The sequence below is a fragment of the Prevotella conceptionensis 9403948 genome (genome assembly GCF_000312305.1).
Taxonomy (GTDB): Bacteria; Bacteroidota; Bacteroidia; order Bacteroidales; family Bacteroidaceae; genus Prevotella; species Prevotella conceptionensis.
In genome coordinates this window covers 279,950-300,302 of record NZ_HE999444.1, presented here as the reverse complement: position 1 = coordinate 300,302, position 20,353 = coordinate 279,950, and the positions used below count along the sequence as shown (strand labels likewise).

Annotated in this window: 17 protein-coding genes and 1 pseudogene; 12 read left to right on the top strand and 6 right to left on the bottom strand. The window is 47.3% G+C overall.

Going from position 1 to position 20,353, the window contains the following annotated elements; translation table 11 throughout:
- Positions 1-29: 29 nt before the first annotated feature.
- The 4 genes from recF to BN93_RS03395 all read left to right on the top strand — a co-directional run bounded on the left by recF (position 30) and on the right by BN93_RS03395 (position 3,819).
- A complete protein-coding gene (recF, locus tag BN93_RS03410; RefSeq protein ID WP_019186958.1) occupies positions 30-1,145 on the top strand; it encodes a DNA replication/repair protein RecF in 1,116 nt (371 codons plus the stop codon).
- Positions 1,138-1,428: a DciA family protein gene (locus BN93_RS03405; RefSeq protein WP_019186957.1), complete on the top strand. Its 291-nt coding sequence runs from the start codon at positions 1,138-1,140 to the stop codon at positions 1,426-1,428. Before recF ends, BN93_RS03405 begins: the two co-directional genes overlap by 8 nt.
- A gap of 198 nt (positions 1,429-1,626) precedes the next feature.
- Complete coding sequence (locus BN93_RS03400) at positions 1,627-3,000, top strand: patatin-like phospholipase family protein (protein ID WP_019186956.1); 1,374 nt, start codon at positions 1,627-1,629, stop codon at positions 2,998-3,000.
- 228 nt (positions 3,001-3,228) lie between these two features.
- Positions 3,229-3,819 (top strand): hypothetical protein, encoded by a 591-nt coding sequence (locus tag BN93_RS03395; protein ID WP_009230212.1) that lies wholly within the window; start codon positions 3,229-3,231, stop codon positions 3,817-3,819.
- Positions 3,820-5,125: 1,306 nt separating this feature from the next.
- Here the strand turns inward: BN93_RS03395 and BN93_RS03380 are convergent.
- The 6 genes from BN93_RS03380 to BN93_RS03355 form a co-directional block, all read right to left on the bottom strand.
- Positions 5,126-5,746: a hypothetical protein gene (locus tag BN93_RS03380; protein ID WP_019186953.1), complete on the bottom strand. Its 621-nt coding sequence runs from the start codon at positions 5,744-5,746 to the stop codon at positions 5,126-5,128.
- Between the two features lie 203 nt (positions 5,747-5,949).
- A complete protein-coding gene (locus BN93_RS03375; protein WP_019186952.1) occupies positions 5,950-6,798 on the bottom strand; it encodes a hypothetical protein in 849 nt (282 codons plus the stop codon).
- Between the two features lie 410 nt (positions 6,799-7,208).
- Positions 7,209-7,739 carry a 5-formyltetrahydrofolate cyclo-ligase gene (locus BN93_RS03370; protein WP_019186951.1) on the bottom strand — a complete coding sequence of 177 codons (531 nt, stop codon included), beginning with the start codon at positions 7,737-7,739 and terminating at the stop codon, positions 7,209-7,211.
- Complete coding sequence (locus BN93_RS03365; RefSeq protein ID WP_019186950.1) at positions 7,739-9,403, bottom strand: S41 family peptidase; 1,665 nt, start codon at positions 9,401-9,403, stop codon at positions 7,739-7,741. Before BN93_RS03365 ends, BN93_RS03370 begins: the two co-directional genes overlap by 1 nt.
- Positions 9,393-9,833, bottom strand: a complete 441-nt coding sequence (locus tag BN93_RS03360; protein WP_019186949.1) for a deoxycytidylate deaminase — start codon at positions 9,831-9,833, stop codon at positions 9,393-9,395. Before BN93_RS03360 ends, BN93_RS03365 begins: the two co-directional genes overlap by 11 nt.
- Positions 9,834-9,907: 74 nt before the next feature.
- Positions 9,908-11,995, bottom strand: coding sequence for a M3 family metallopeptidase (locus BN93_RS03355; protein WP_019186948.1), 2,088 nt, complete (start codon positions 11,993-11,995; stop codon positions 9,908-9,910).
- A gap of 924 nt (positions 11,996-12,919) precedes the next feature.
- Between BN93_RS03355 and ffh the strand changes: the two genes are divergently transcribed.
- The 8 genes and pseudogenes from ffh to BN93_RS03310 all read left to right on the top strand — a co-directional run.
- Positions 12,920-14,272 carry a signal recognition particle protein gene (ffh, locus tag BN93_RS03350; protein ID WP_009230217.1) on the top strand — a complete coding sequence of 451 codons (1,353 nt, stop codon included), beginning with the start codon at positions 12,920-12,922 and terminating at the stop codon, positions 14,270-14,272.
- A gap of 17 nt (positions 14,273-14,289) precedes the next feature.
- Entirely contained in the window at positions 14,290-15,168 is an 879-nt protein-coding gene (gene folD / locus BN93_RS03345) for a bifunctional methylenetetrahydrofolate dehydrogenase/methenyltetrahydrofolate cyclohydrolase FolD (protein ID WP_044259781.1), read from the top strand.
- A 56-nt stretch (positions 15,169-15,224) separates the two neighbouring features.
- A complete protein-coding gene (locus BN93_RS03340; protein WP_044259779.1) occupies positions 15,225-15,404 on the top strand; it encodes a tetratricopeptide repeat protein in 180 nt (59 codons plus the stop codon).
- 128 nt (positions 15,405-15,532) lie between these two features.
- Positions 15,533-15,784 (top strand): 4Fe-4S dicluster domain-containing protein, encoded by a 252-nt coding sequence (locus tag BN93_RS03335; protein WP_009230220.1) that lies wholly within the window; start codon positions 15,533-15,535, stop codon positions 15,782-15,784.
- A complete protein-coding gene (locus BN93_RS03330) occupies positions 15,771-16,853 on the top strand; it encodes a 3-methyl-2-oxobutanoate dehydrogenase subunit VorB (RefSeq protein ID WP_044259683.1) in 1,083 nt (360 codons plus the stop codon). Before BN93_RS03335 ends, BN93_RS03330 begins: the two co-directional genes overlap by 14 nt.
- A complete protein-coding gene (locus BN93_RS03325) occupies positions 16,850-17,617 on the top strand; it encodes a thiamine pyrophosphate-dependent enzyme (RefSeq protein WP_019186943.1) in 768 nt (255 codons plus the stop codon). The genes BN93_RS03330 and BN93_RS03325 overlap by 4 nt, the downstream gene beginning before the upstream one ends.
- A complete protein-coding gene (locus tag BN93_RS03320) occupies positions 17,614-18,156 on the top strand; it encodes a 2-oxoacid:acceptor oxidoreductase family protein (RefSeq protein WP_009230223.1) in 543 nt (180 codons plus the stop codon). The genes BN93_RS03325 and BN93_RS03320 overlap by 4 nt, the downstream gene beginning before the upstream one ends.
- A gap of 1,826 nt (positions 18,157-19,982) precedes the next feature.
- Positions 19,983-20,353 (top strand): annotated as a pseudogene (locus BN93_RS03310) (hypothetical protein); the annotation flags it as partial.

The following is a 20,353-nucleotide window of genomic DNA, read 5'->3' as shown; positions in this document are numbered from 1 at the left end:
TGCAAGAGAGTTAACTGTTTGTTTCGATTATGATTTTGAATTGCATTTCAATTATCAATTATAAAAACCTGCGTGCTGTCAACTTGCAGCTGTCGCCCAAAACCAATTGTTTCATTGGGCATAACGGGTCGGGAAAGACCAATTTTCTCGATGCGTTGTACTACCTTTCGTTTTGTAGAAGTGCGTACAACCCCATTGATTCGCAGCTTATTACCCACGAACAGGACTTTTTTGTGCTTGAGGGCGACTATATTAGCGAGGGTGGCGATGCCGAAAACGTGTATTGCGGCATGAAACGTGGGTCGAAAAAGCAGTTTAAACGCAACAAGAAGGCTTACAAACGGCTTTCGCAGCACATTGGGTTGATACCCTTGGTGCTGGTTTCGCCTGCCGATGCTGCACTTATTGATGGTGGCAGCGAGGAGCGTAGGCGACTGATGGATATGGTGATCGCGCAATACGACACTACCTATATCGAGGCTTTAACCCGATGTAACAAGGCTTTGCAGCAGCGTAACGCTTTGTTAAGAATGGAAACCGAACCCGACTTAGCTTTGCTAGAGCTGTGGGAAGAGGAGATGGCGGCACAAGGAAAAGTGGTGTATGCTAAGCGCGCGGCCTTTGTAGAAGAGTTCATCCCTGTGTTCCAAAGCATTCACGAGCGTATTTCGGGCGGCTCCGAACGGGTTTCGCTGCGCTATATCTCGCATTGTCAACGGGGCGACTTGCTCGATGTGATACGCAAAGACAGGCATAAGGATAGGGCTGTGGGCTACTCTTTGCACGGCGTTCACCGCGACGATTTGGAGATGTTGATTGATGGCTATCAATTAAAACGCGAGGGTAGTCAGGGTCAGAGCAAGACTTATGCCTTGGCGATGAAACTAGCGCAGTTTGATTTCTTAAAGCGAACGGCATCTAAAACCACGCCATTGCTGTTGCTCGACGACATCTTCGACAAGCTAGATAGCCAACGCGTGGAGCGTATTGTAGAGTTGGTGTCGGGCGATAGCTACGGGCAGATATTCATAACAGACACTAACCGAGAGCACCTAGACCGCATATTGCAGTCGGGGACTACTGATTATAAGCTTTTTTACGTAGAAAACGGGGAAATAACCGAGAAAGGAGGCGACAATGTTTAGGCGCGATGTGAAACCTTTGGGCGAGATATTGATGAAACTTCTGCGTGACGAAGGACTTGAAACGCCTTTACAACAGAAACGACTGATTGACGCATGGGAGACGGTGGCTGGCGCTATGGTGGCGCGTTACACCACAGAAAAGTTCATTAAGAACCAAACTTTGTTTGTTAAGATTACCAATCCTGCACTTCGCCAAGACCTCGCGATGATGCGAACACAACTGATGCGCCGACTAAACGAACAGGTTGGGGCGTTGGTTATTACTGAAATTAAAGTGTTTTAAAGAGGAGAAGATGGGGCGGATTGCTGATAGGCCGTTTGTTTTAGTTGTTCTAGGTTTTCTAGGTATTCTAGGCTTTCTAAACATTCTAGGTGTTCTAGGTTTAACTAGCTTTACACCTAACTAGCTTACCTTCTTACTCCCTTTACTCCTTACTCCCTTTACTACCTATCCCTTGATTACTCCTAATAAAAACTAACGATGAATAAAGACAAAAAGAAAATAGGCTTAGCCCTATCGGGAGGCGGCTATCGCGCTGCCGCTTATCATGTAGGAACGTTGCGGGCATTGCACAAGTTGGGCATCCTCAACAAGGTAGATGTTATTTCTTCGGTGTCGGGCGGGTCGATAACCACGGCTTATTACGCCCTGCATAAGGACGATTACGACACATTTGAACAAGGCTTTATCGCGCGTTTGCAGCGTGGTGTGCTTTGGTCTTCGTTTCTTTATGTAGGTGTTTTGGGCGTTCTTGTGCTTGCTTTCGCCGTAGCCTTGGGCTATATCACATCGCTAGTGATGGGCACTTTATGGCCTAACCATCCCATTTGGGCAGGTAGCGTGGCCGCATTGGTAGGCGTATGTGCATTAGTTCTTGCGCTTTTGGGCATCTTGAAGAACTCGTTTACGGCCTTGCCCACAAGCAAACTCATTTCAAAACTTTACGATAAAGTGTTTTTCGAGCGTAAAACACTGTCCGACTTGCCCCAAACACCCTTAATTTGTATCAATTCTACCAACCTTGCTACGCACTTGCCGTTCACCTTTTCGCGCGGCATGATGGGCGAATATGCCTATCGCATCAACGGGCAATCCATGTTCGATGCCAATGGTTTCCCACTTTCACGCGCCGTTATGGCCTCTTCGTGTGTGCCATACGGCTTTACGCCGATAACCATTGGTGCGGCTTTTGTGCGCGGCAAGTATGAAGATTGCGAACAAAAGCCCGAACCGCCCAAACTGATTGATGGTGGCGTGTACGACAATCAAGGAGCACACAAGCTAAGCCAAGACAAGAGTCGCTTTCGTTGCGAGTACATTGTGGTGAGCGATGCAGGCAATGGGCAAGTAAGTGCAGCAGGTACCACACACTTCTTTAACCTCGCGATGAACACCATTAGTATGATGATGAACCGCATAAAGAAGATGCAACGCAGCGACAACCTTTACGAGGGCTTTGCCAATAAGGAGCATTTTGCTTACGTGCCACTTGAATGGGATTGCAGCGAACGCTCATTACATGGCTTTGTTAACAACCTTCGCAATGGCAATGTACATCCCGATGTGTGGCAGGCACACGGCATAAGCGAGGCAGAAGTTGCAAGCTTGAAGGCCAAAGGCGCACAACAAACCGAGGCAGAAAAGGCCATTTTGCAGCACATTAAGGCCAGTGTGGGGTGGAGTAAGTTTGAAGGAAGTGTGCCTAGTGCCGATAAAATAGACTTGGCTCGACGTGTAGGCACCAGTCTTGTGGCTCTTTCTGCGGAGCAGATAGACGCCCTAATAGCCCATTCTGCTTGGCTTGCCGAACTACAAACGCGCCTTTATTTGCCGATGTTGGTAGAGCAAGTGTAAGTTAATAGGCTTAGGAGGAACGTGATTTTTTGCACCATTGAACTCATAAACTCGCAACGCAACAAGTCATCAACTCATCAACTCACCAACTCACTAGCTCCCCATCGCAAGATGGAATATCAATTAAAATAATAAGTCTAAGTATATATGCGCATGAAAATGGTAAAGTGTTTAATGCTAATGTGCGTTCTCTTGGTGGCGTGTACGACACATACGCCCCCAAAGAGAATGGCGAAAAAGAAGAGGAGCAATATTCGTTGTTTTGAAAAGCTCGATACAGCTGACGCCAACAAAAGGTTTCTTGAATACCGGAAAAAGGAAGAGCAGGAATTTCCCGAAGAACAATTTATGTATCCACCCTGCGAATGCAAATACACGGACTCTGCGGGAAACATCATAACTGTGACAAAAACCGAAGTTGGATATGTTAAGACAAAACAGAAAAAAGGAAGTCTGTTTGGTGAGTATCGATGTTATTTCATGAATGGCAACATTCAAGAGTCTGGCGAATATTATTATCAAAGTTTTAATTGTGGGATATGGCGAGAATATGATGTGAAAGGTTATCTCATCAAAGAAACAGATATGGATAAGCCTTACAAAGGATATTCTTGGCAAGACGTCTTGCTCTTTGTTAAAAAGCACAACATCAATCTTTATGACGAACGCACCGACATAGACCGATATGTTGACGAATCGAACATTCCCCGTTGGAATATAAGTTGGTTCAGTATGCGCAAAAAAGTTTCTCGTTACACCATTATTGATGCACGTAATGGGCGCATCATCACAGATGGTATTGCGCATGGGATGAAATAAAACGTGTGTTTTGATGTGTATTAAGGCATAGACAGGCTGATGACTGAACCATAAATCGTGCATAAGGCTGGTTTTAAAAAGTCGCCAAAGGTGTTTTAGAACCAGCCATTAATAACATTCTTTTATCTTCCCTTTCCCGTCTGCATTGCAATTAGTTATATTTTATATGAAGTCGTCTTGACTTCTGATATTTCTATACATGGAGGGTTGTTCACCATCTTTGTGCTGTAAAAGCATTCTCTACAAGTTGAAAATTGGTTGCCAATGGCAGATTACTTCTTCGTTTGCATGATGCTGTTACCGTTGTCCGTGAGCAGCATGCCCTGCAACCGCTTGCGCTGGTCGTTGCAAACCTACATGTTTTTCGTGCCGTTGCCCACTCGCGCGTGTTTACCATACGTTAGTTTTGTATGGTTTTTAGTAAGAATTTTAACATTATGAGTACCCTTTTCGTCCACCAACGCCCACTTTGCCGCAAAAAATCGATTCTCGCGAAAGTTTGTTTTGATGCAAAATAGGGTTAGCATGTGCATGCGGCAAAATGAATATTTATTTAAAAGGACCGCCATTTGTACCACATTTGGGGCTATTTGTGGCTAAATGCAGGGTGAAATGGTGCAAAACGCAGTGTGTTTTGGTGCTAAATGCAGTGCGTTTTGGTGCAAAATAGCGTGCGTTTTGGTGCTAAACGCAGCGCATTTTGGTGCTAAACGCGGTGCTAAATGCTGCAAAATGCGAGACGAAAAGCATAAACATCCACGGCAATTGTATAAACAAAACCTTATAGAACCATGAAACACATGGCTAGAAAGGGCAAAATAACCATCAAAAAGTAGGTTTTTAGGGGCTAAAAGCAGGTATTTGGAGTTGAAAAAATATGAGTTAGCAACCAAACTAGAAAGGCTAAATGGTGCAAAATGCAGGTTTTAGGCTTAAAAATTGACAAGCCCCAAGGCGTGAGAGGGTAGAAACAGTGGCTTTTTACCAACTTTTTAACCCATATTTTCGCTAGAACGGAGTGAAAATTAGAGCAGTGTTGTAAAATAAAAGATAATAATTTAAGTTTTCGAGATGATGAGTTTTTTAGTTGGTGAGTTGATGTCTTCGGGAGTTGTTGGGCTTTCGTGAGTTTATAAGCCAGTGAGTAGACTTGTCCTGCACTCTCCTCAAGTTATAGAAATATTAAAAGTCAAGACGACTTCGAACTGAAAGATATTATTGTCCATACTTTCGTCCATTCTTTCTGCTAAAAGCCCCAAGAAGTGAAAGTAGGGGCGTCATCGCGTGCGTTTAACCCATAAGAGCTTTAAAGAGTGTGTTTGTTACCCATTTGCTCTAATAAGTTAATCGTATTTAAATATTCATCTTTGCTATACTTACTTAATTCAACAGAGCTGATGTGGGAATTTAGAATAGTTATTGTTTTCTTTATAACCTCTGACGGAATATAATCTTTAGAGTTGAGCATCTGTTTTATTTCATGATGAAAGTTCACCATTGATTGTTTCCTAGGCGCAATTTGGGGCATTGAAAGCAAATAGTTCCATTTGTCTTTCCAAGTGCGATATTGAGGAAACGCGGAAATATGCAAAGACACATAGTAATTAACTTTTCTGTTCTTTATCGCTTTCGTGAATAATTCAAATACCTTAGAGGAAGGCTTTAATTTGTATCGCCGTACAATACAACCCAAACTTGAAATAACATTTATTGATATATTTGAGTTGGCTTGAAAAGTTTCACCTATCTCAATTATGTTCTCTATTAAAGTTTTATCGACTAAAATAGGAACATAAAAGAACGAGAACTCTTTTCTGGGAAACTTCTCAAACTCTTTCATTAACTCTTGCAATTGTGTTTCATCATAATATTTCCAATTGCATAGTTTATCTTTAAGAGCCTCTAATGTTTTAACATTCTGTTCCATAAATTGGTATTAGGCTGGTTCTAAAAAGCCGCCAAAGGTGTTTTAGAACCAGCCATTAATGACATTCTTTTATCTTTCTTTTCCCATCTGCATTGGAATGAGTTGCATTTTTACATTTGAGCACCTATTTCTGCACGGGACAAGGCAAAGTAGGTTAGAAATTATAATGCGGTGGCGCAATATAATGGCGTGCAAGGAAACAATTACTCTTTCTTCACTTTTTTACCATTAACAATGTACACGCCCTTGGGTAGACGCTCAAAGGGCAGTTTCATCCGTATGCCGTCGAGCGTATATATCACGTCTTCCTTGGTTGATGGTGGCGTGGCGGCGTTGTCGATGCCCGTGTTCTTGCCGCGTTTGATAAGAACTTCGCCGCATATTTCTTCACCTTTCACAAACACCCAGCCCCAGTTAGCGTGGTACATATTGCTGCGATACTCGCAAGTTGCCCCTTGCGGACTGGCCAAATAGCTACCGCCTTTAAGCTTAATTCCCCAAAAGCCACGCATACATGGCTCATTTTCTAGAACGCGAATGGCATGCACTTGGGCATTGTTGATGGTGATGGTGTCTGCCCAAATGGGTGACTTGGCCTCGATGGTGCATCCACCTTGAATGGTCAGCTGTTTACCTGAGGAGATTGATACGTTACCGGATGCTACTAGCGAACCAGTGCCTGTTATCACTATGGGAATGCTATTTGTGCTCACGGAACTTTCTTTTGTGGCTTCAATGACGTTGTGCCCAATCAACTTGATGATGAGTGGTCTTTTTTTCCATTCGTAGTCGATAAACACATAGATGCCTCGTTTACCCTCAGCAGGCTTAATCAAAACGTTGTTCAGCGTGAGCGTGCGGGTAGAATTGTCGAAAGTAACCTTTCCCTTTTTTACAGCCGGAAAGCCTCCAGCAGCGGAGATGTTCTTGTAGTTGTCGGAGGTTATGTGTACTTCGCCAACCTCCACATAATAGTCGGCTGCCCTTGCTTGCGTTTGCCAAAGTGCGGTCACAAGGACAAGGATGTAATAATAAAAAACGTTCTTTTTCATAAGCAGATATTTATTTATTGTAAAGCATTCTTTTTGCCTTTCTCGAAAAGTGCGTGTCACTAGCCTTGATAAGGCCCAACAAACGTGCTTGGCTTTGTTTTGGGGCTTAACGCTAACGCTCTTTTTTCGTTCTTTGTAAGTTGCTTTATGGGATATACATCATACAGTTAGCTATCATGTTGACAGCTAAGCACCTTGAAACATCGCCTCTACGACGTTTTTACTGTGTTCCCTAAAAGTGTATATGGGCCATTATGTCCCATGAGCAGTGTTTAATGAATACGCGTGATACTGCTCTGCTTGTTTCTTTATCTGCTGATTGTGGTGTTATTGTTACCTAAATACAATAGCTTATATATATAATAAGGTGTCGGGGGAGTGGCTTTGCCGGGTGTTACTGGCACCATCCCTTACACCACTTCATTCATTTTTATGTCGTTGTCGTCGGTTGGCACCTCGTCTACCTTTTGGAAATCGAAACACACACCTATTTTATAGGCTTGCGGAACTTGTGCCAAAAAACGGTCGTAATAGCCCTTTCCGCGACCTAGTCGGTTGCCGTGAGGGTCGAAACTCATGCCTGGAACCAAGATGGTTTCTATCTCTTGATAGGCCGTGAAGGGCTTGCCCGCGGGTTCTAGGATGTTCATTGCGCCTAGTTTAAGGTCTTGTGGACCTTGATATTGGCGTATTTCGAGATGTTCTTCGTCAACAACCACGGGCAACAACACCCTTTTACCCATCTTTACGAGTTGGTCTACGGCCTCGTGCGTGTACACTTCGTCGGGCAGCGAGTGGTAGAACATCACCGTGTTGGCCTGTACCACTCGTGGATGAGCCAGCAAACGCTGCATTACGGCAAGCGACAACTGGCGCAATTGTTCGCCGTTGAATTGTCGCTTGCGTAGTCTAATCTCCTGTCTTAACGCCTTCTTGTCCATCATTTCCGCTTTTGTTGAGTTGCGGCCTTACCCTTGTCGGCATGCGTGAGCTTGGGAAAAGCGGCATTATTCTTAAACACCTTCAAGGCGGCAGTTATAACGGGGTCGTCTTCGTTAAGGTATTGGGTCCACACTTCGTCGTCGAGCATGTTGTAAACGATGCGGCTGATGATGAAACGCGACAGCATTTTGTGCGATTTGCGTATCATTAAGTTGCGCCGTTGCAGACCATGCTTGTCGGCATAAGTGGCAAATTGTTCCACCAAATTTTGCTTGCCCAGGTAGTCGGTCAAGTCTTTGAGGGTTTTATACTTGGCAAGTTTTTGCCTGTTGTTGTCCGTATAGTTGTAGGCAAACTGCAAGATAAGCCCGCTCATGGCTGCTTGCTTGAAGTAGGAGGTAAGTCCGATTGTGTCTTCGGCCACGAAGATGTCGGGCGTAATGCCGCCACCGCCATACACTAGGCGGCCAATGCCCGTGTGATAAGCAGGCCCCGTGTGCTTGATGCTGTCTTGCGAGAAGAACTCGCCATGCTGATAGCGGCTGTAAATGTCTTGTTCGTAGTCAGCAGCGTCGCCGGTGGTGTACGGCTTTTGTATGCAACGGCCCGACGGAGTGTAGTAACGGGCGATGGTAAGGCGAATAAGACTGCCGTCGGTAAAGCCCATTTGCTGTTGTACTAGTCCCTTTCCGAACGAACGGCGCCCAATAACAGTGGCCCTATCGTTATCTTGCATGGCACCGGCAAATATCTCTGACGACGACGCCGAGCCTTCGTTGATGAGCACAACGAGCGGCATACGCTGGTAACTACCCTTTCCGTCGCTCACATAGTCTTGCCTTTGCGACTTGCGCCCTTGCGTGTACACTATCAGTTTGTTCTTTGGTAGGAACTCGTTGGCCATCTGTACGGCCGATTGGAGGAAACCACCCGTGTTGTCGCGGAGGTCGATAACGAGGTTCCTGCACCCCTCTTGCGACAGCTTGGCCAAGGCGATGAGCATGTCGGGATAAGTTCTTTCGCCGAAGTTCTTAACGCGAATGTAGCCCGTATCATCGTCGAGCATGTAGGTTGCGGTTATGCTTTTTTGTGGTATGTCGCCGCGTGTGACGGTGAATTCCAATGGTTTCTGATGCCCATAGCGTAGTACGCCGATGCGCACCTTCGTGTCTTTCGGGCCTTTCAGTCGGCGCATGGCCTCGTCGTTGGTAACGATTTTGCCCACAAAGGGTTTGCCGTCGATGGTTACCACCTTGTCGCCAGCCAGCAATCCAGCCCTTTCGGCAGGTGCGTTCTTTATTACGTTTTGCACGTGCAGCGTGTCTTGGCGGATGTTGAACTCGATGCCCACGCCCGAGAACGACCCTTTCAGCTCGTCGTTGGCGGCTTGCATGTCTTTGGCTGTGATGTAAACCGAGTGCGGATCGAGGTCGGACAGTATCTGTGGGATGGCTTTATCCACCAACGAGTCGATGTTTACGTTGTCGACATATTGGTCGTCGATGATGTGCAGCAGGTTGTTGAGCCTGTTGCTGCCCGAGTTGATGATGTTAAGCCTGTTGCCAGAGAAGTGGTTTGCATAGAAAGTGCCAATCACAATGCCGAATGCAACGCACACGGCCATGAGCAAGGGCATGTATCTGTTTCGTTTGTTAGGGTTCATTCTGTTCTGGATTGAGATAAATCACTTCGATGTTAGCTTTTCGAAGAAGTTCTATGCCCTCTTCTAATCGGTATTTCTCGCCGTACACCACACGCTTGATGCCCGACTGTATGATGAGTTTTGAGCACTCTATGCAGGGAGCGGCCGTTACGTAAAGCGTTGAACCATCGCTGTTGTTGCTGCTTCGGGCTAGCTTGGTGATGGCGTTGGCCTCGGCATGCAGCACGTATGGCTTGGTAACGTTGTTGTCGTCTTCGCACACGTTCTCAAAACCGCTGGGCGTTCCATTGTATCCGTCGCTGATAATCATCTTATCTTTCACCACCAGTGCGCCCACTTTGCGGCGAACGCAGTAGCTGTTTTCGGCCCAAATGCGTGCCATGCGCAGGTAGCGCAGGTCTAAAACGGTTTGTTTGTTGTCGGTACACATATATATAATATGGGTGGTTGAATGTTTGTTGTTGTGGCGTTTTGTTTGGCGGCGAAAGCCGAATGTAGCTCTGATTAGCCGTTGGACATGATGCCGTCGCGTTCTAACAGCGCGTCGATGGTGGGCTCGCCACCGCGGAAACGCTTGTAAAGTGTCATCGGATGCTCTGTTCCGCCACGCGAAAGAATGTTGTCGCGGAAACTTTGAGCCGTGGCTTGATCGAATATTCCGTTCTTCTTGAACATGCTGAAAGCATCTGCATCCAGCACCTCGGCCCACTTATAGCTGTAATATCCTGCGGCATATCCGCCCGCCATGATGTGCGAGAACTGGGTGGTCATGCACGTATCGGGCAGCTGTTTCATGATGATGGCCTCTTTCCACGCCTCTTTTTCAAAGGGAATGATGTCTTCCGTGAATGCCTCTCGCTGCGTATAGTAGGCCATATCGAGCAATCCGAAGCTCACTTGTCGCAGACAACCCGATGCCGCCATGAAGTTTCGGCTTTTCACAATGCGGTCGATAAGTTCGTCGGGGATGGGTTCGCCTGTTTCGTAATGGAAGGCGAAGGTGCTCAAGAAGTCCTTTTCTATGGCGAAGTTCTCCATAAATTGCGATGGCAATTCCACGAAGTCCCACCATACGTTGGTGCCGCTGAGGCTTTCAAAACGACTGTTGGCGAACATGCCATGCAGCGAATGGCCGAACTCGTGCAAGAAAGTTTCCACTTCGCCAAGGGTAAGCAGTGCGGGCTTTTCGGCAGTTGGCTTAGTGAAATTCATCACCACGCTAACATGTGGCCTTACGTTGTTGCCCTTGCGGTCTACCCATTGTCCTTGAAACTCGGTCATCCACGCACCGCCTTGCTTGCCCTTTCGGGGGAAGAAGTCGGCATAGAACACGGCCAAATAACTTCCGTCTCGGTCGAAAACCTCGTAGGCTTTCACGTCGGGATGGTAAACTGGGATGTCTTTGTTGGGCTTAAAGGTGATGCCATATAGGCGATTGGCCAGCCCGAACACGCCGTCGATAACCTTCGATAGTTCGAAGTAAGGACGCAACATTTCGCTGTCGAGGTTGTATTTCTGCATTTGCAGCTTGTGCGAATAGTACGCTGTGTCCCAAGGTTCCAACTCAAAATCGTCGCCTTCCATCTCTTTGGCCATGCTTTCCATTTCTTTCAGTTCGGCCTCGGCCGTGGGTTTGTAGGCCTTAATGAGGTCGTTTAGCAGGCGATAGACGTTGTCGATGTTGGTGGCCATGCGGTGTTTCAGTACATAGTCGGCGTATGTGTCGTAACCCAAAAGCTGTGCCAACTCCCTTCTGAGGTTCACTAGGCGCTTGCAAATCTCCAAGTTGTTGGTGTCGTTTTGGTGTGTACACTCGGTGTTTCGCGCCATGTAGAGTTGCTTGCGCAGGTTTCGTTGCGAGGAGTAGGTCATGAAAGGCGAGTAGCTGGGGAAGTCGAGTGTGAACACCCACCCCTCTTTGCCTAGCTCCTTAGCGGCAAGTGCGGCTGCTTCGCGGGCCGTATCGGGCAGTCCGTCCAGTTGTTCCTCGTTGGTGATATGCAGTGTAAAGGCTTTGTTTTCTTTCAGCAGGTTTTGCGAAAACTGCAAGGATAGCACGCCGGCCTCTTCTGTTAGCTTGCGAAGTTGTTCTTTCCCCTCGTCGTCGAGCAGTGCGCCGCTACGCACAAAGCCGTCGTAGCTGTTTTCCAAGAGCATCTGTTCCTCGGCATCTAGTTCGCGATGGTTTTCGTACACGTACTTAATGCGCTCGAAAAGCCTTTTGTTCAGCCGCACGTCGTTGGCGTGTTGGGTGAGAATGGGGCTCATCTTTTGTGCCAGTGCATCGAGTTCGTCGTTGGTTTCTGCGCTGAGCATGCACGAAAAAACATTCGACACGCGGTTAAGCAGGTCGTAATAGTGGTCTCCGTTCTCGTTGTCCACCCTGATAATCGTGTTTTCGAAGGTGGGCGTTTCGGGGTTGTTGATAAGTTTCTCAATCTCTTCGTCGTCTCTCCTGATACCTTCCAAAAATGCCTCTTCGTAGTGTTCGGTTCTTATCAGGTTGAAAGGCACGGTTTCGTGCGGTGTTTTATATTCCCCGAAAAAGGGGTTGTTGTGATTTTTGCTTTCTTCTTTCAAATTCTCATTCATAACTGTAAATGTCTTCTAGTATCTCTATTGTCGCCGTTTTCGTGTTGCCGTGGCGTGGAGTTGCAGTTGTGGGGAATGCCCACTTGTTGCTGTACCGTGCCGTTGAGGCAACCTAAATGTTGAAGGCGTGGTGTGTAATGCGCTTGGCCTTTGTTGCGATTTTAGCTTTACAAAAATAGCAAATTTCGGGCAAACGGCTATCTGTTCTTCGTCTTTTTAACTTATGTTAGTTTTGAAGGGCGGTGTCGGCGTTGTTATAGGCGGAGAGAATGGCTCTTGGAATGGTGTTCGTTTGCCCGTGTTTTTGCCGTCAATGTGTATGTAAAAACCATTTGCAGCGAGGCTACAAGCATCTTTATAATCACGCTACAAGCGTCTTTTCGTGCGGGTACAAGCGGCTTGTGGTGCCTGTACAAGCGCTTTGTCGTGCGGGTAAAGGCCCCTTTGTTGTGTGGATACAAGCCGCTTGTACTGATGTTAAACGTTTGTATGCACTTACTCGCTCGTAGGCAATAGATGCTAAAACTTCGCCAGTTGGAGGGTGAGAAATAATCGTTGTGCCAAGTAATACTTCTGGCGAATGACGTAAAACCAATTGATTTTACACCATGAATTAAGTGGTTGGCGTGCTGCCCAAGCCCGAATATAGATGGATTTTGGAGCATATCCTTGGTGTGAAATAATGTGTAGACGTACTGCAATTTGGTGTAAAATATGATGAAAGAATCGCCATGTATGGCTCAAATCGAACAAAAATGCTGATATATTGGCCTGTAAGTGTATTAGTTGCACACATTCTTTGTATATGCGCATAAATAAACGACAACAAATTTAAATTCTCTTAAAACTTGGATATAAGTATTTTCTATTCTCCCATTTATCACTATCTTTGCATAAAACCAATTAAAAAGACAACACACTTAAATGTTTGAAAATCTTAGCGACAGACTTGAAAGGTCTTTTAAAATAATTAAAGGTGAAGGGAAAATCACCGAAATCAACGTGGCCGAAACCCTTAAAGACGTGCGCAGAGCCTTGCTCGATGCCGACGTGAACTATAAGGTGGCCAAGACTTTTACTGATACGGTAAAACAAAAGGCACTGGGCATGAACGTTCTTACGGCCGTTAAGCCTGGGCAACTGATGGTTAAGATTGTGCACGACGAGCTAGCTGCACTCATGGGTGGCGAAACCGTAGGCTTGCAACTTACAAATCGTCCGGCAATCATATTGATGTCGGGCTTGCAAGGTTCGGGTAAAACCACGTTTAGCGGTAAGCTTGCCAACCTGCTTAAAGGTAAACAGCATAAGAACCCCTTGCTCGTGGCCTGCGACGTGTATCGCCCTGCGGCTATCGAGCAGCTTAGGGTGGTGGCTCAGCAAGTGGGTGTGCCTGTTTATAGCGAACCCGACAACAAGAATGTGGTGGAAATCGCCAACAACGCCATTCGTGAGGCCAAGGCCAAAGGCAACGATGTGGTGATTGTGGACACCGCCGGACGTTTGGCCGTTGACGAAGAAATGATGGACGAAATCTATCGTTTGAAACAGGCTTTGAACCCCGACGAAACCCTTTTCGTGGTGGATTCGATGACGGGACAAGACGCCGTGAACACCGCTCGTGAGTTTAACGACCGCTTAGACATTGACGGTGTGGTGCTGACAAAGCTAGATGGCGACACGCGTGGTGGTGCTGCGCTAAGCATTCGCACGGTTGTTACAAAGCCCATTAAGTTCGTTGGTACGGGCGAGAAGATGGAAGCCATCGACGTTTTCCATCCGGAGCGTATGGCCGACCGCATCTTGGGCATGGGCGACATTGTGTCGTTGGTTGAAAGAGCCCAAGAACAGTTCGACGAAGAAGAGGCAAAGCGCCTGCAAAAGAAAATACAAAAGAACAAATTCGACTTTAACGATTTCCTTAAACAGATTGAACAAATAAAGAAAATGGGAAATCTGAAAGACTTGGCGTCGATGATACCAGGCGTTGGCAAGGCTATCAAGGACGTAGACATCGACGATAACGCCTTCAAGGGCATCGAAGCTATCATCAAAAGCATGACGCCCAAAGAACGAACAAATCCTGAAATCCTTAATAACAGCCGTCGACAACGTATTGCGAAGGGCAGCGGAACCAACATCCAAGAGGTTAACAGACTGATAAAGCAGTTTGACCAAACACGAAAGATGATGAAGATGATGACCGGAACCAATATGGCGAAGATGGCCGGCATGGCGAGTAAGATGAAAGGAATGCCCGGAATGCCGAAACTTTAAAAACTAACTAAGAAATGATGCAGTTAATCGATGGAAAAGCAACTGCCACTGCCATCAAGGCGGAGATTGCCGAAGAAGTGAGGCAAATCGTTGCTAACGGAGGTAAACAGCCGCACTTGGCCGCGGTGCTAGTGGGTCATGATGGTGGTTCGGAGACGTATGTGAAGAACAAAGTGATTGCTTGCGAGCAATGTGGCTTTAAGTCTACCCTCATCCGCTTTGAGGAAGACGTTACCGAGGCCGAACTGCTGGCTTGCGTAGACAAGCTGAACAAGGACGAAGACGTGGACGGATTTATCGTGCAATTGCCCTTGCCCAAGCACATCGACGAGCAAAAGATTGTCGAGGCAGTGGATTATCGCAAAGACGTAGACGGTTTCCATCCCATCAACGTGGGGCGCATGGCCATCGGATTGCCGTGTTTCATCTCGGCCACACCGTTGGGTATCCTCACCCTTTTGCAGCGTTACGGCATCGCCACTTCGGGTAAGAAGTGCGTTGTGCTTGGCCGTAGCAACATCGTTGGTAAGCCAATGGCGCAGCTGATGATGCAAAAGCAATACGGCGATGCCACTGTTACGGTGTGCCACTCGCACTCGCCGTCGCTCAAAGACGAGTGTCGCGAGGCCGATATCATCGTGGCAGCCATCGGACGGCCCGACTTCGTGACGGCCGACATGGTAAAAGAGGGTGCCGTTGTGATTGATGTGGGCACCACGCGTGTGGAAGACCCATCGCGTAAGGGCGGTTTCCGACTGAGCGGAGATGTTAAGTTCGACGAGGTTGCGCCCAAGTGTTCCTTCATTACGCCTGTTCCTGGCGGCGTTGGCCCAATGACCATCTGCTCGTTGATGAAGAATACCCTCTCGGCAGGTAAGAAAGAATTTTATAAATAAATATGGAGTGGATGGCGAACAGGGTTTCGTGCCTGGTTCGCCATTCGCAAAACGCAATGAATAGCGAGGATTATTACGAACAAGGCAATGCCTATCGCCGGCAGGGAAATTGGCAAAAGGCATTGGAATGCTATGCGGAGGCCATAGAATTGGACCCCGAAAGTCCTGCGGTTCAAGCGCGGGAGATGCTCAACAGCATCTTGGCCTTCTACGCTAAGGACGCCCTTAATCCTTGAAAAACAAATTACTGCACATTGGCGACAACCTTTCGCCGTCGTTGCAAGTAAAGAAATTCAATCGCAACACATGCAGTTGCGACGCCACAACGAAAGTACTGCCCAAGGCAGCATATAAGAAAGAAGTTATGAACAAGATAAAAGGAGCCGTGGTTATCAACACCGACAGGTGCAAAGGATGCGACCTGTGCGTCGTGGCGTGCCCATACGACGTGTTGGAACTGGCTCGGAAAAAGGTGAATGCTAGCGGATATGCCTACGCGCAAGCCGTGAAAGCCGAGGCATGTGTGGGTTGCGCCGCGTGCGGAACCGTCTGCCCCGATGGTTGCATCACCGTTTATAGAATGAAAGTGAAGGAGAATAGTGATGGCAGAGCGTGAAGTCAGACTAATGAAAGGTAATGAGGCAATAGCCCATGCGGCCGTTCGCGCCGGCATCGACGGGTACTTCGGCTATCCCATCACCCCTCAAAGCGAGATAATTGAAACATTGGCCCAACTGCGCCCTTGGGAAACCACGGGCATGGTGGTGCTGCAAGCCGAAAGCGAAGTGGCATCCATCAATATGCTTTACGGCGGCGGTGGGTCGGGTAAGCGCGTAATGACCTCCTCATCGTCGCCAGGTGTGGCCCTCATGCAAGAGGGAATATCCTATATGGCGGGTGCCGAAATACCAGGTCTTATCGTTAACGTGCAACGTGGTGGCCCAGGTTTGGGTACCATTCAGCCTTCGCAGGGCGACTATTTCCAAAGCACTCGTGGGGGCGGAAACGGCGACTACAATGTCATTGTGCTTGCTCCCAATTCGGTACAAGAGATGGCCGACTTCGTAGACTTGGCCATGAACTTGGCCTTTAAGTACCGAAATCCAGCCATGATATTAAGCGACGGTGTTATCGGACAGATGATGGAGAAGGTGGTTCTTCCGCCAATGAAACCTCGCCGAACCGAAGAAGAGATAATAAAGGAATGCCCTTGGGCATCAACAGGCCGCACGCGTGGTCGCGAACCCAATATCATCACCTCGCTCGAACTGCGCCCTGAGTTGATGGAAGAAAAAAACAGGGCACTGCAAGCCAAGTACGAAGAGATTCGCAACAATGAAGTGCGTTTTGAAACACTGCACACCGACGATGCCGAATACGTTTTCGTAGCGTTTGGCAGTGCGGCGCGCTTAGCCGAAAAAGCCGTAGAGCTGGCTCGCGAAGAAGGCATACGTGTTGGGCTTTTCCGCCCCATTACGCTGTGGCCTTTCCCCGAACGTCAGTTGGATAGCCTTGCACAAGGCAAGAAAGGCTTGCTCGTTGTAGAGATGAACGCAGGGCAAATGGTGCAAGACGTGCGCTTGGCCGTTGAAGGAACAGTCCCCGTGGCCCACTTTGGCCGACAAGGCGGCATCGTTCCCGAACCCGAAGAGATTGTAAAAGCGTTAAAGGAGAAGTTGCAATGACCACAGATATAATCAGTCCTGAGAACCTAGTTTACGCCAAACCGGCACTCTTGAACGACACAACCATGCACTATTGCCCCGGTTGTTCGCACGGCGTGGTACACAAACTCATTGCCGAGGTTATCGCCGAGATGGGTATGGAGGAGAAAACGGTGGGCATTAGCCCCGTTGGTTGTGCCGTGTTTGCCTATCGTTACATCGACATCGACTGGCAAGAGGCCCCTCATGGGCGCGCTCCGGCATTGGCAGCAGGTGTTAAAAGGCTTTGGCCCGACCGCCTTGTGTTTACTTATCAAGGCGATGGCGACCTCGCTTGCATTGGCACAGCCGAGACATTGCACGCGTTGAACCGTGGAGATAACATCACCATCATTTACGTCAACAATGCCATTTACGGCATGACGGGTGGACAGATGTCGGCCACTACGCTGCTCGAACAGCCCACGGCCACTTGCCCCACAGGCAGAACGCCCGAACTTCACGGCTATCCCATCGACCTAACCAACCTTGCCGTGCAATTAGAAGGCACGTGTTTTGTTAGTAGACAGAGTGTGGACACCGTGGCATCCATCAATAAAGCCAAGCGTGCCATACGCAAGGCATTCGAATCTTCGATGGCTGGCAAAGGTTCGTCGCTCGTTGAAATCGTGTCCACTTGCAGCAGCGGATGGAAAATGTCGCCCGCCGATGCCAACAAATGGATGCAAGATAACATGTTCGACCATTATAAGAAGGGCGACTTAAAAGACAGAACGAAAGAATGAAACACGAGATAATCATCGCCGGTTTCGGTGGCCAAGGAGTGCTTTCAATGGGAAAGATATTGGCCTACTCTGGCTTGATGGAAGATAAGGAGGTAACGTGGATGCCCGCATACGGACCCGAACAGCGCGGCGGAACGGCCAACGTAACGGTCATTGTTAGCGACGAGCGCATCTCTTCGCCCGTTCTGAGTAAGTACGACGTGGCCATTGTGCTGAATCAACCGTCGCTCGACAAGTTCGAACCACGCGTAAAGCCCGGCGGAATACTTATCTACGACGGCAACGGCATTGCCTCTCCGCCATCGCGAACCGATATTAAGGTGTATCGGATGGACGCTATGGACAAGGCTGCCGAAATGAAGAACGCCAAGGTTTTCAACATGATTGTACTTGGCGGACTGCTTAAAGTTTGCCCTGTGGTTAGCACCGAGGGCTTGAATAAGGCACTGTTTAAAACCCTTCCCGAACGCTACCACAACTTGATACCGCTGAATATGGAAGCTGTTGAGCAGGGTAAGCAAATCATTGCAGAACAATGATGCAGCGCGAAAACAACTACGTGTATCATGTAGTGATGCAAGATAAAGCTAAATTTGAATTTCTGAGACACAGATAAACAACTTGATTTTTTTATAACTCTCTAATTTTTTGGGGGCCGGCTGCAGTGATGCACCCGGTCTTTTTTGTAGTCGTCTTTACTGTTAATATTTCTATCAATTGAGAGGAGTGCAGCCCAAGTCAGCTCACTGGCTTATTAACTCTCGATAGCCCAACAACTCCCGAAGACATCAACTAGCAAATTACCCCCCAAAAAACTCAAAAACTCCTCAACTCAAAAGCTCATCAACTCAAAGAACCATCAACTTCAAAACTTATCAACTCACAAACTCCCCAGCTCAACAACTCCCCCAACTCAAAAAATCATTAACTCAAAAGCTTATCAACTTAAAAACTTCCCAACTCAAAAAATCTCCAACTCAAAAGCTCACCAACTCAAAAGCACCCCAAAACTCACAAACTCCCTAACTCAAAACATCATCAACTCAAAACACCATCAACCCAAAAGATTCTCAACTCTAAAACTCATCAACTTAGAAACTCCCCAACTCAAAAACTTAAATTATTATCTTTTATTTTACAACACCCCTCTAATTTTCACTCCGTTCTAGCGGAAACATGGGCCATAAAGTAGGTAAATCACTACTATTTCTAGTCTTTCACGACTGCCAATATGTTAAATTTTAAGAGAAAAACCTACATTTTGCACCATTTAGCCTTTCTAGTTTGGCAGAAGGTCCGTAATTTCTCAAGCCCAATTACTCGCTTTTAACCCCCAAAAACATGCTTTTTAACAGCTATTTTGCCCCTTTCAGTCACATATCTAATGGTTCAGAAAGGTTTTGTTTATACCATTGCGACGTATATTTATGCTTTTCGTCTTGCGTTTAGCTGCATCTTGCACTGCGTTTAGCACCATTTTACCTTGCGTTTAGCACCAAAACACACTGCATTTAGCACCAAAACGTACTGCGTTTTGCGGCATATTGCACTGCGTTTTGCTGCAAATTGCAGTACATTTAGCCACAAACAGCCCCAAATATGGTACAAATGGCGGTTCCTTGAAATAAATATTCATTTTGTCGTATTCACAGACTAACCCCTTTTTGCATCAAAACAAACCTTCGCGAGAATCGATTTTTTGCGGCAAGGTGGGCGGTTGGTGGACAGAAAAGGCACTCATAGTGTTAAAATTCTTGCTTAAAACTAGACAAGATCGACGTGTGGTAAACACGCGCGAGTGGGCAACGGCACGGAAAGCACGTACGCTTACTACAACCCGTGCGAACGGTTGCAGGGCATGCAGCTCATGGCCAACAGGGACAAAATCATGGAAACGCAGAAGTCGTACGCCATCGACGGCCGGTTTTCGACTTGTAGAAAAAGCAGTGAAGGACTTCCTCCAGATCAACTTTTGAGGCATAACCACGCTTTGCCACAGACAAATGGTGCGAAACTTCAGTTCTTTCGTATCTTAGCCAGCACTTCGTGCATAAGCGGTGCGTTTATCTTGGTTTTACAGCACAAAGACGCAAACTCCTCTCAATTTGTGGAAACATTAAAAGTCAACACGACTTTCTTATGTCAGAATGAGGTCTACACACATAAGCAGTGTGCCCGATGGCTTTTCGTTTCACCCCTACGTTGCACAATACTTAACATATCTTGCCCCACCTTTTCTGCATGCGTGTTTGCCCGAAAACGCAAAAAGTTGTACCTTTGTGCGGAAATGGAGCGTTCAGGAACAAATATATATCAACCCCATCTGTTATTGCGTAAAGCGTTAAAAGTCTTATCTTTGTGGTGCATGTTGGCCTTGTTGGCGGCGTGTAGCGCAACTAAATTCGTGCCAGACGAAAGCTACTTGCTTGAAAAAGTGGAACTGAAGGCCGACACGAAGAAGTTTAACGTGGCCTCGCTCGAACCTTATATCCGACAGAAGGCCAACTCCAAGTGGTTCTCTGTGTTCAAAATTCCCTTGGGCGCATACGCTCTTTCGGGGCGCGACACCACCAGATGGATTAACCGCACGCTGCGTAAGATTGGCGAAGAACCTGTGGTGTACGACACATTGCAGGCACAATTGTCGTGCAACGACCTGAAACTGGCCTTGCAAAACATGGGCTACATGAACGGCGAAGTAGACCTAACCACGCGAGCCAAGGGCAAACGCCTTAC

What these genes read in the sequence shown, in the direction of transcription:
- recF (WP_019186958.1), top strand. Translation starts at nt 30, where the DNA reads ATGATTTTGAATTGCATTTCAATTATCAATTATAAAAACCTGCGTGCT.
- BN93_RS03405 (WP_019186957.1), top strand. Translation starts at nt 1,138, where the DNA reads ATGTTTAGGCGCGATGTGAAACCTTTGGGCGAGATATTGATGAAACTT.
- BN93_RS03400 (WP_019186956.1), top strand. Translation starts at nt 1,627, where the DNA reads ATGAATAAAGACAAAAAGAAAATAGGCTTAGCCCTATCGGGAGGCGGC.
- BN93_RS03395 (WP_009230212.1), top strand. Translation starts at nt 3,229, where the DNA reads ATGGCGAAAAAGAAGAGGAGCAATATTCGTTGTTTTGAAAAGCTCGAT.
- BN93_RS03380 (WP_019186953.1), bottom strand. Translation starts at nt 5,746, where the DNA reads ATGGAACAGAATGTTAAAACATTAGAGGCTCTTAAAGATAAACTATGC.
- BN93_RS03375 (WP_019186952.1), bottom strand. Translation starts at nt 6,798, where the DNA reads ATGAAAAAGAACGTTTTTTATTATTACATCCTTGTCCTTGTGACCGCA.
- BN93_RS03370 (WP_019186951.1), bottom strand. Translation starts at nt 7,739, where the DNA reads ATGGACAAGAAGGCGTTAAGACAGGAGATTAGACTACGCAAGCGACAA.
- BN93_RS03365 (WP_019186950.1), bottom strand. Translation starts at nt 9,403, where the DNA reads ATGAACCCTAACAAACGAAACAGATACATGCCCTTGCTCATGGCCGTG.
- BN93_RS03360 (WP_019186949.1), bottom strand. Translation starts at nt 9,833, where the DNA reads ATGTGTACCGACAACAAACAAACCGTTTTAGACCTGCGCTACCTGCGC.
- BN93_RS03355 (WP_019186948.1), bottom strand. Translation starts at nt 11,995, where the DNA reads ATGAATGAGAATTTGAAAGAAGAAAGCAAAAATCACAACAACCCCTTT.
- ffh (WP_009230217.1), top strand. Translation starts at nt 12,920, where the DNA reads ATGTTTGAAAATCTTAGCGACAGACTTGAAAGGTCTTTTAAAATAATT.
- folD (WP_044259781.1), top strand. Translation starts at nt 14,290, where the DNA reads ATGCAGTTAATCGATGGAAAAGCAACTGCCACTGCCATCAAGGCGGAG.
- BN93_RS03340 (WP_044259779.1), top strand. Translation starts at nt 15,225, where the DNA reads ATGAATAGCGAGGATTATTACGAACAAGGCAATGCCTATCGCCGGCAG.
- BN93_RS03335 (WP_009230220.1), top strand. Translation starts at nt 15,533, where the DNA reads ATGAACAAGATAAAAGGAGCCGTGGTTATCAACACCGACAGGTGCAAA.
- BN93_RS03330 (WP_044259683.1), top strand. Translation starts at nt 15,771, where the DNA reads ATGGCAGAGCGTGAAGTCAGACTAATGAAAGGTAATGAGGCAATAGCC.
- BN93_RS03325 (WP_019186943.1), top strand. Translation starts at nt 16,850, where the DNA reads ATGACCACAGATATAATCAGTCCTGAGAACCTAGTTTACGCCAAACCG.
- BN93_RS03320 (WP_009230223.1), top strand. Translation starts at nt 17,614, where the DNA reads ATGAAACACGAGATAATCATCGCCGGTTTCGGTGGCCAAGGAGTGCTT.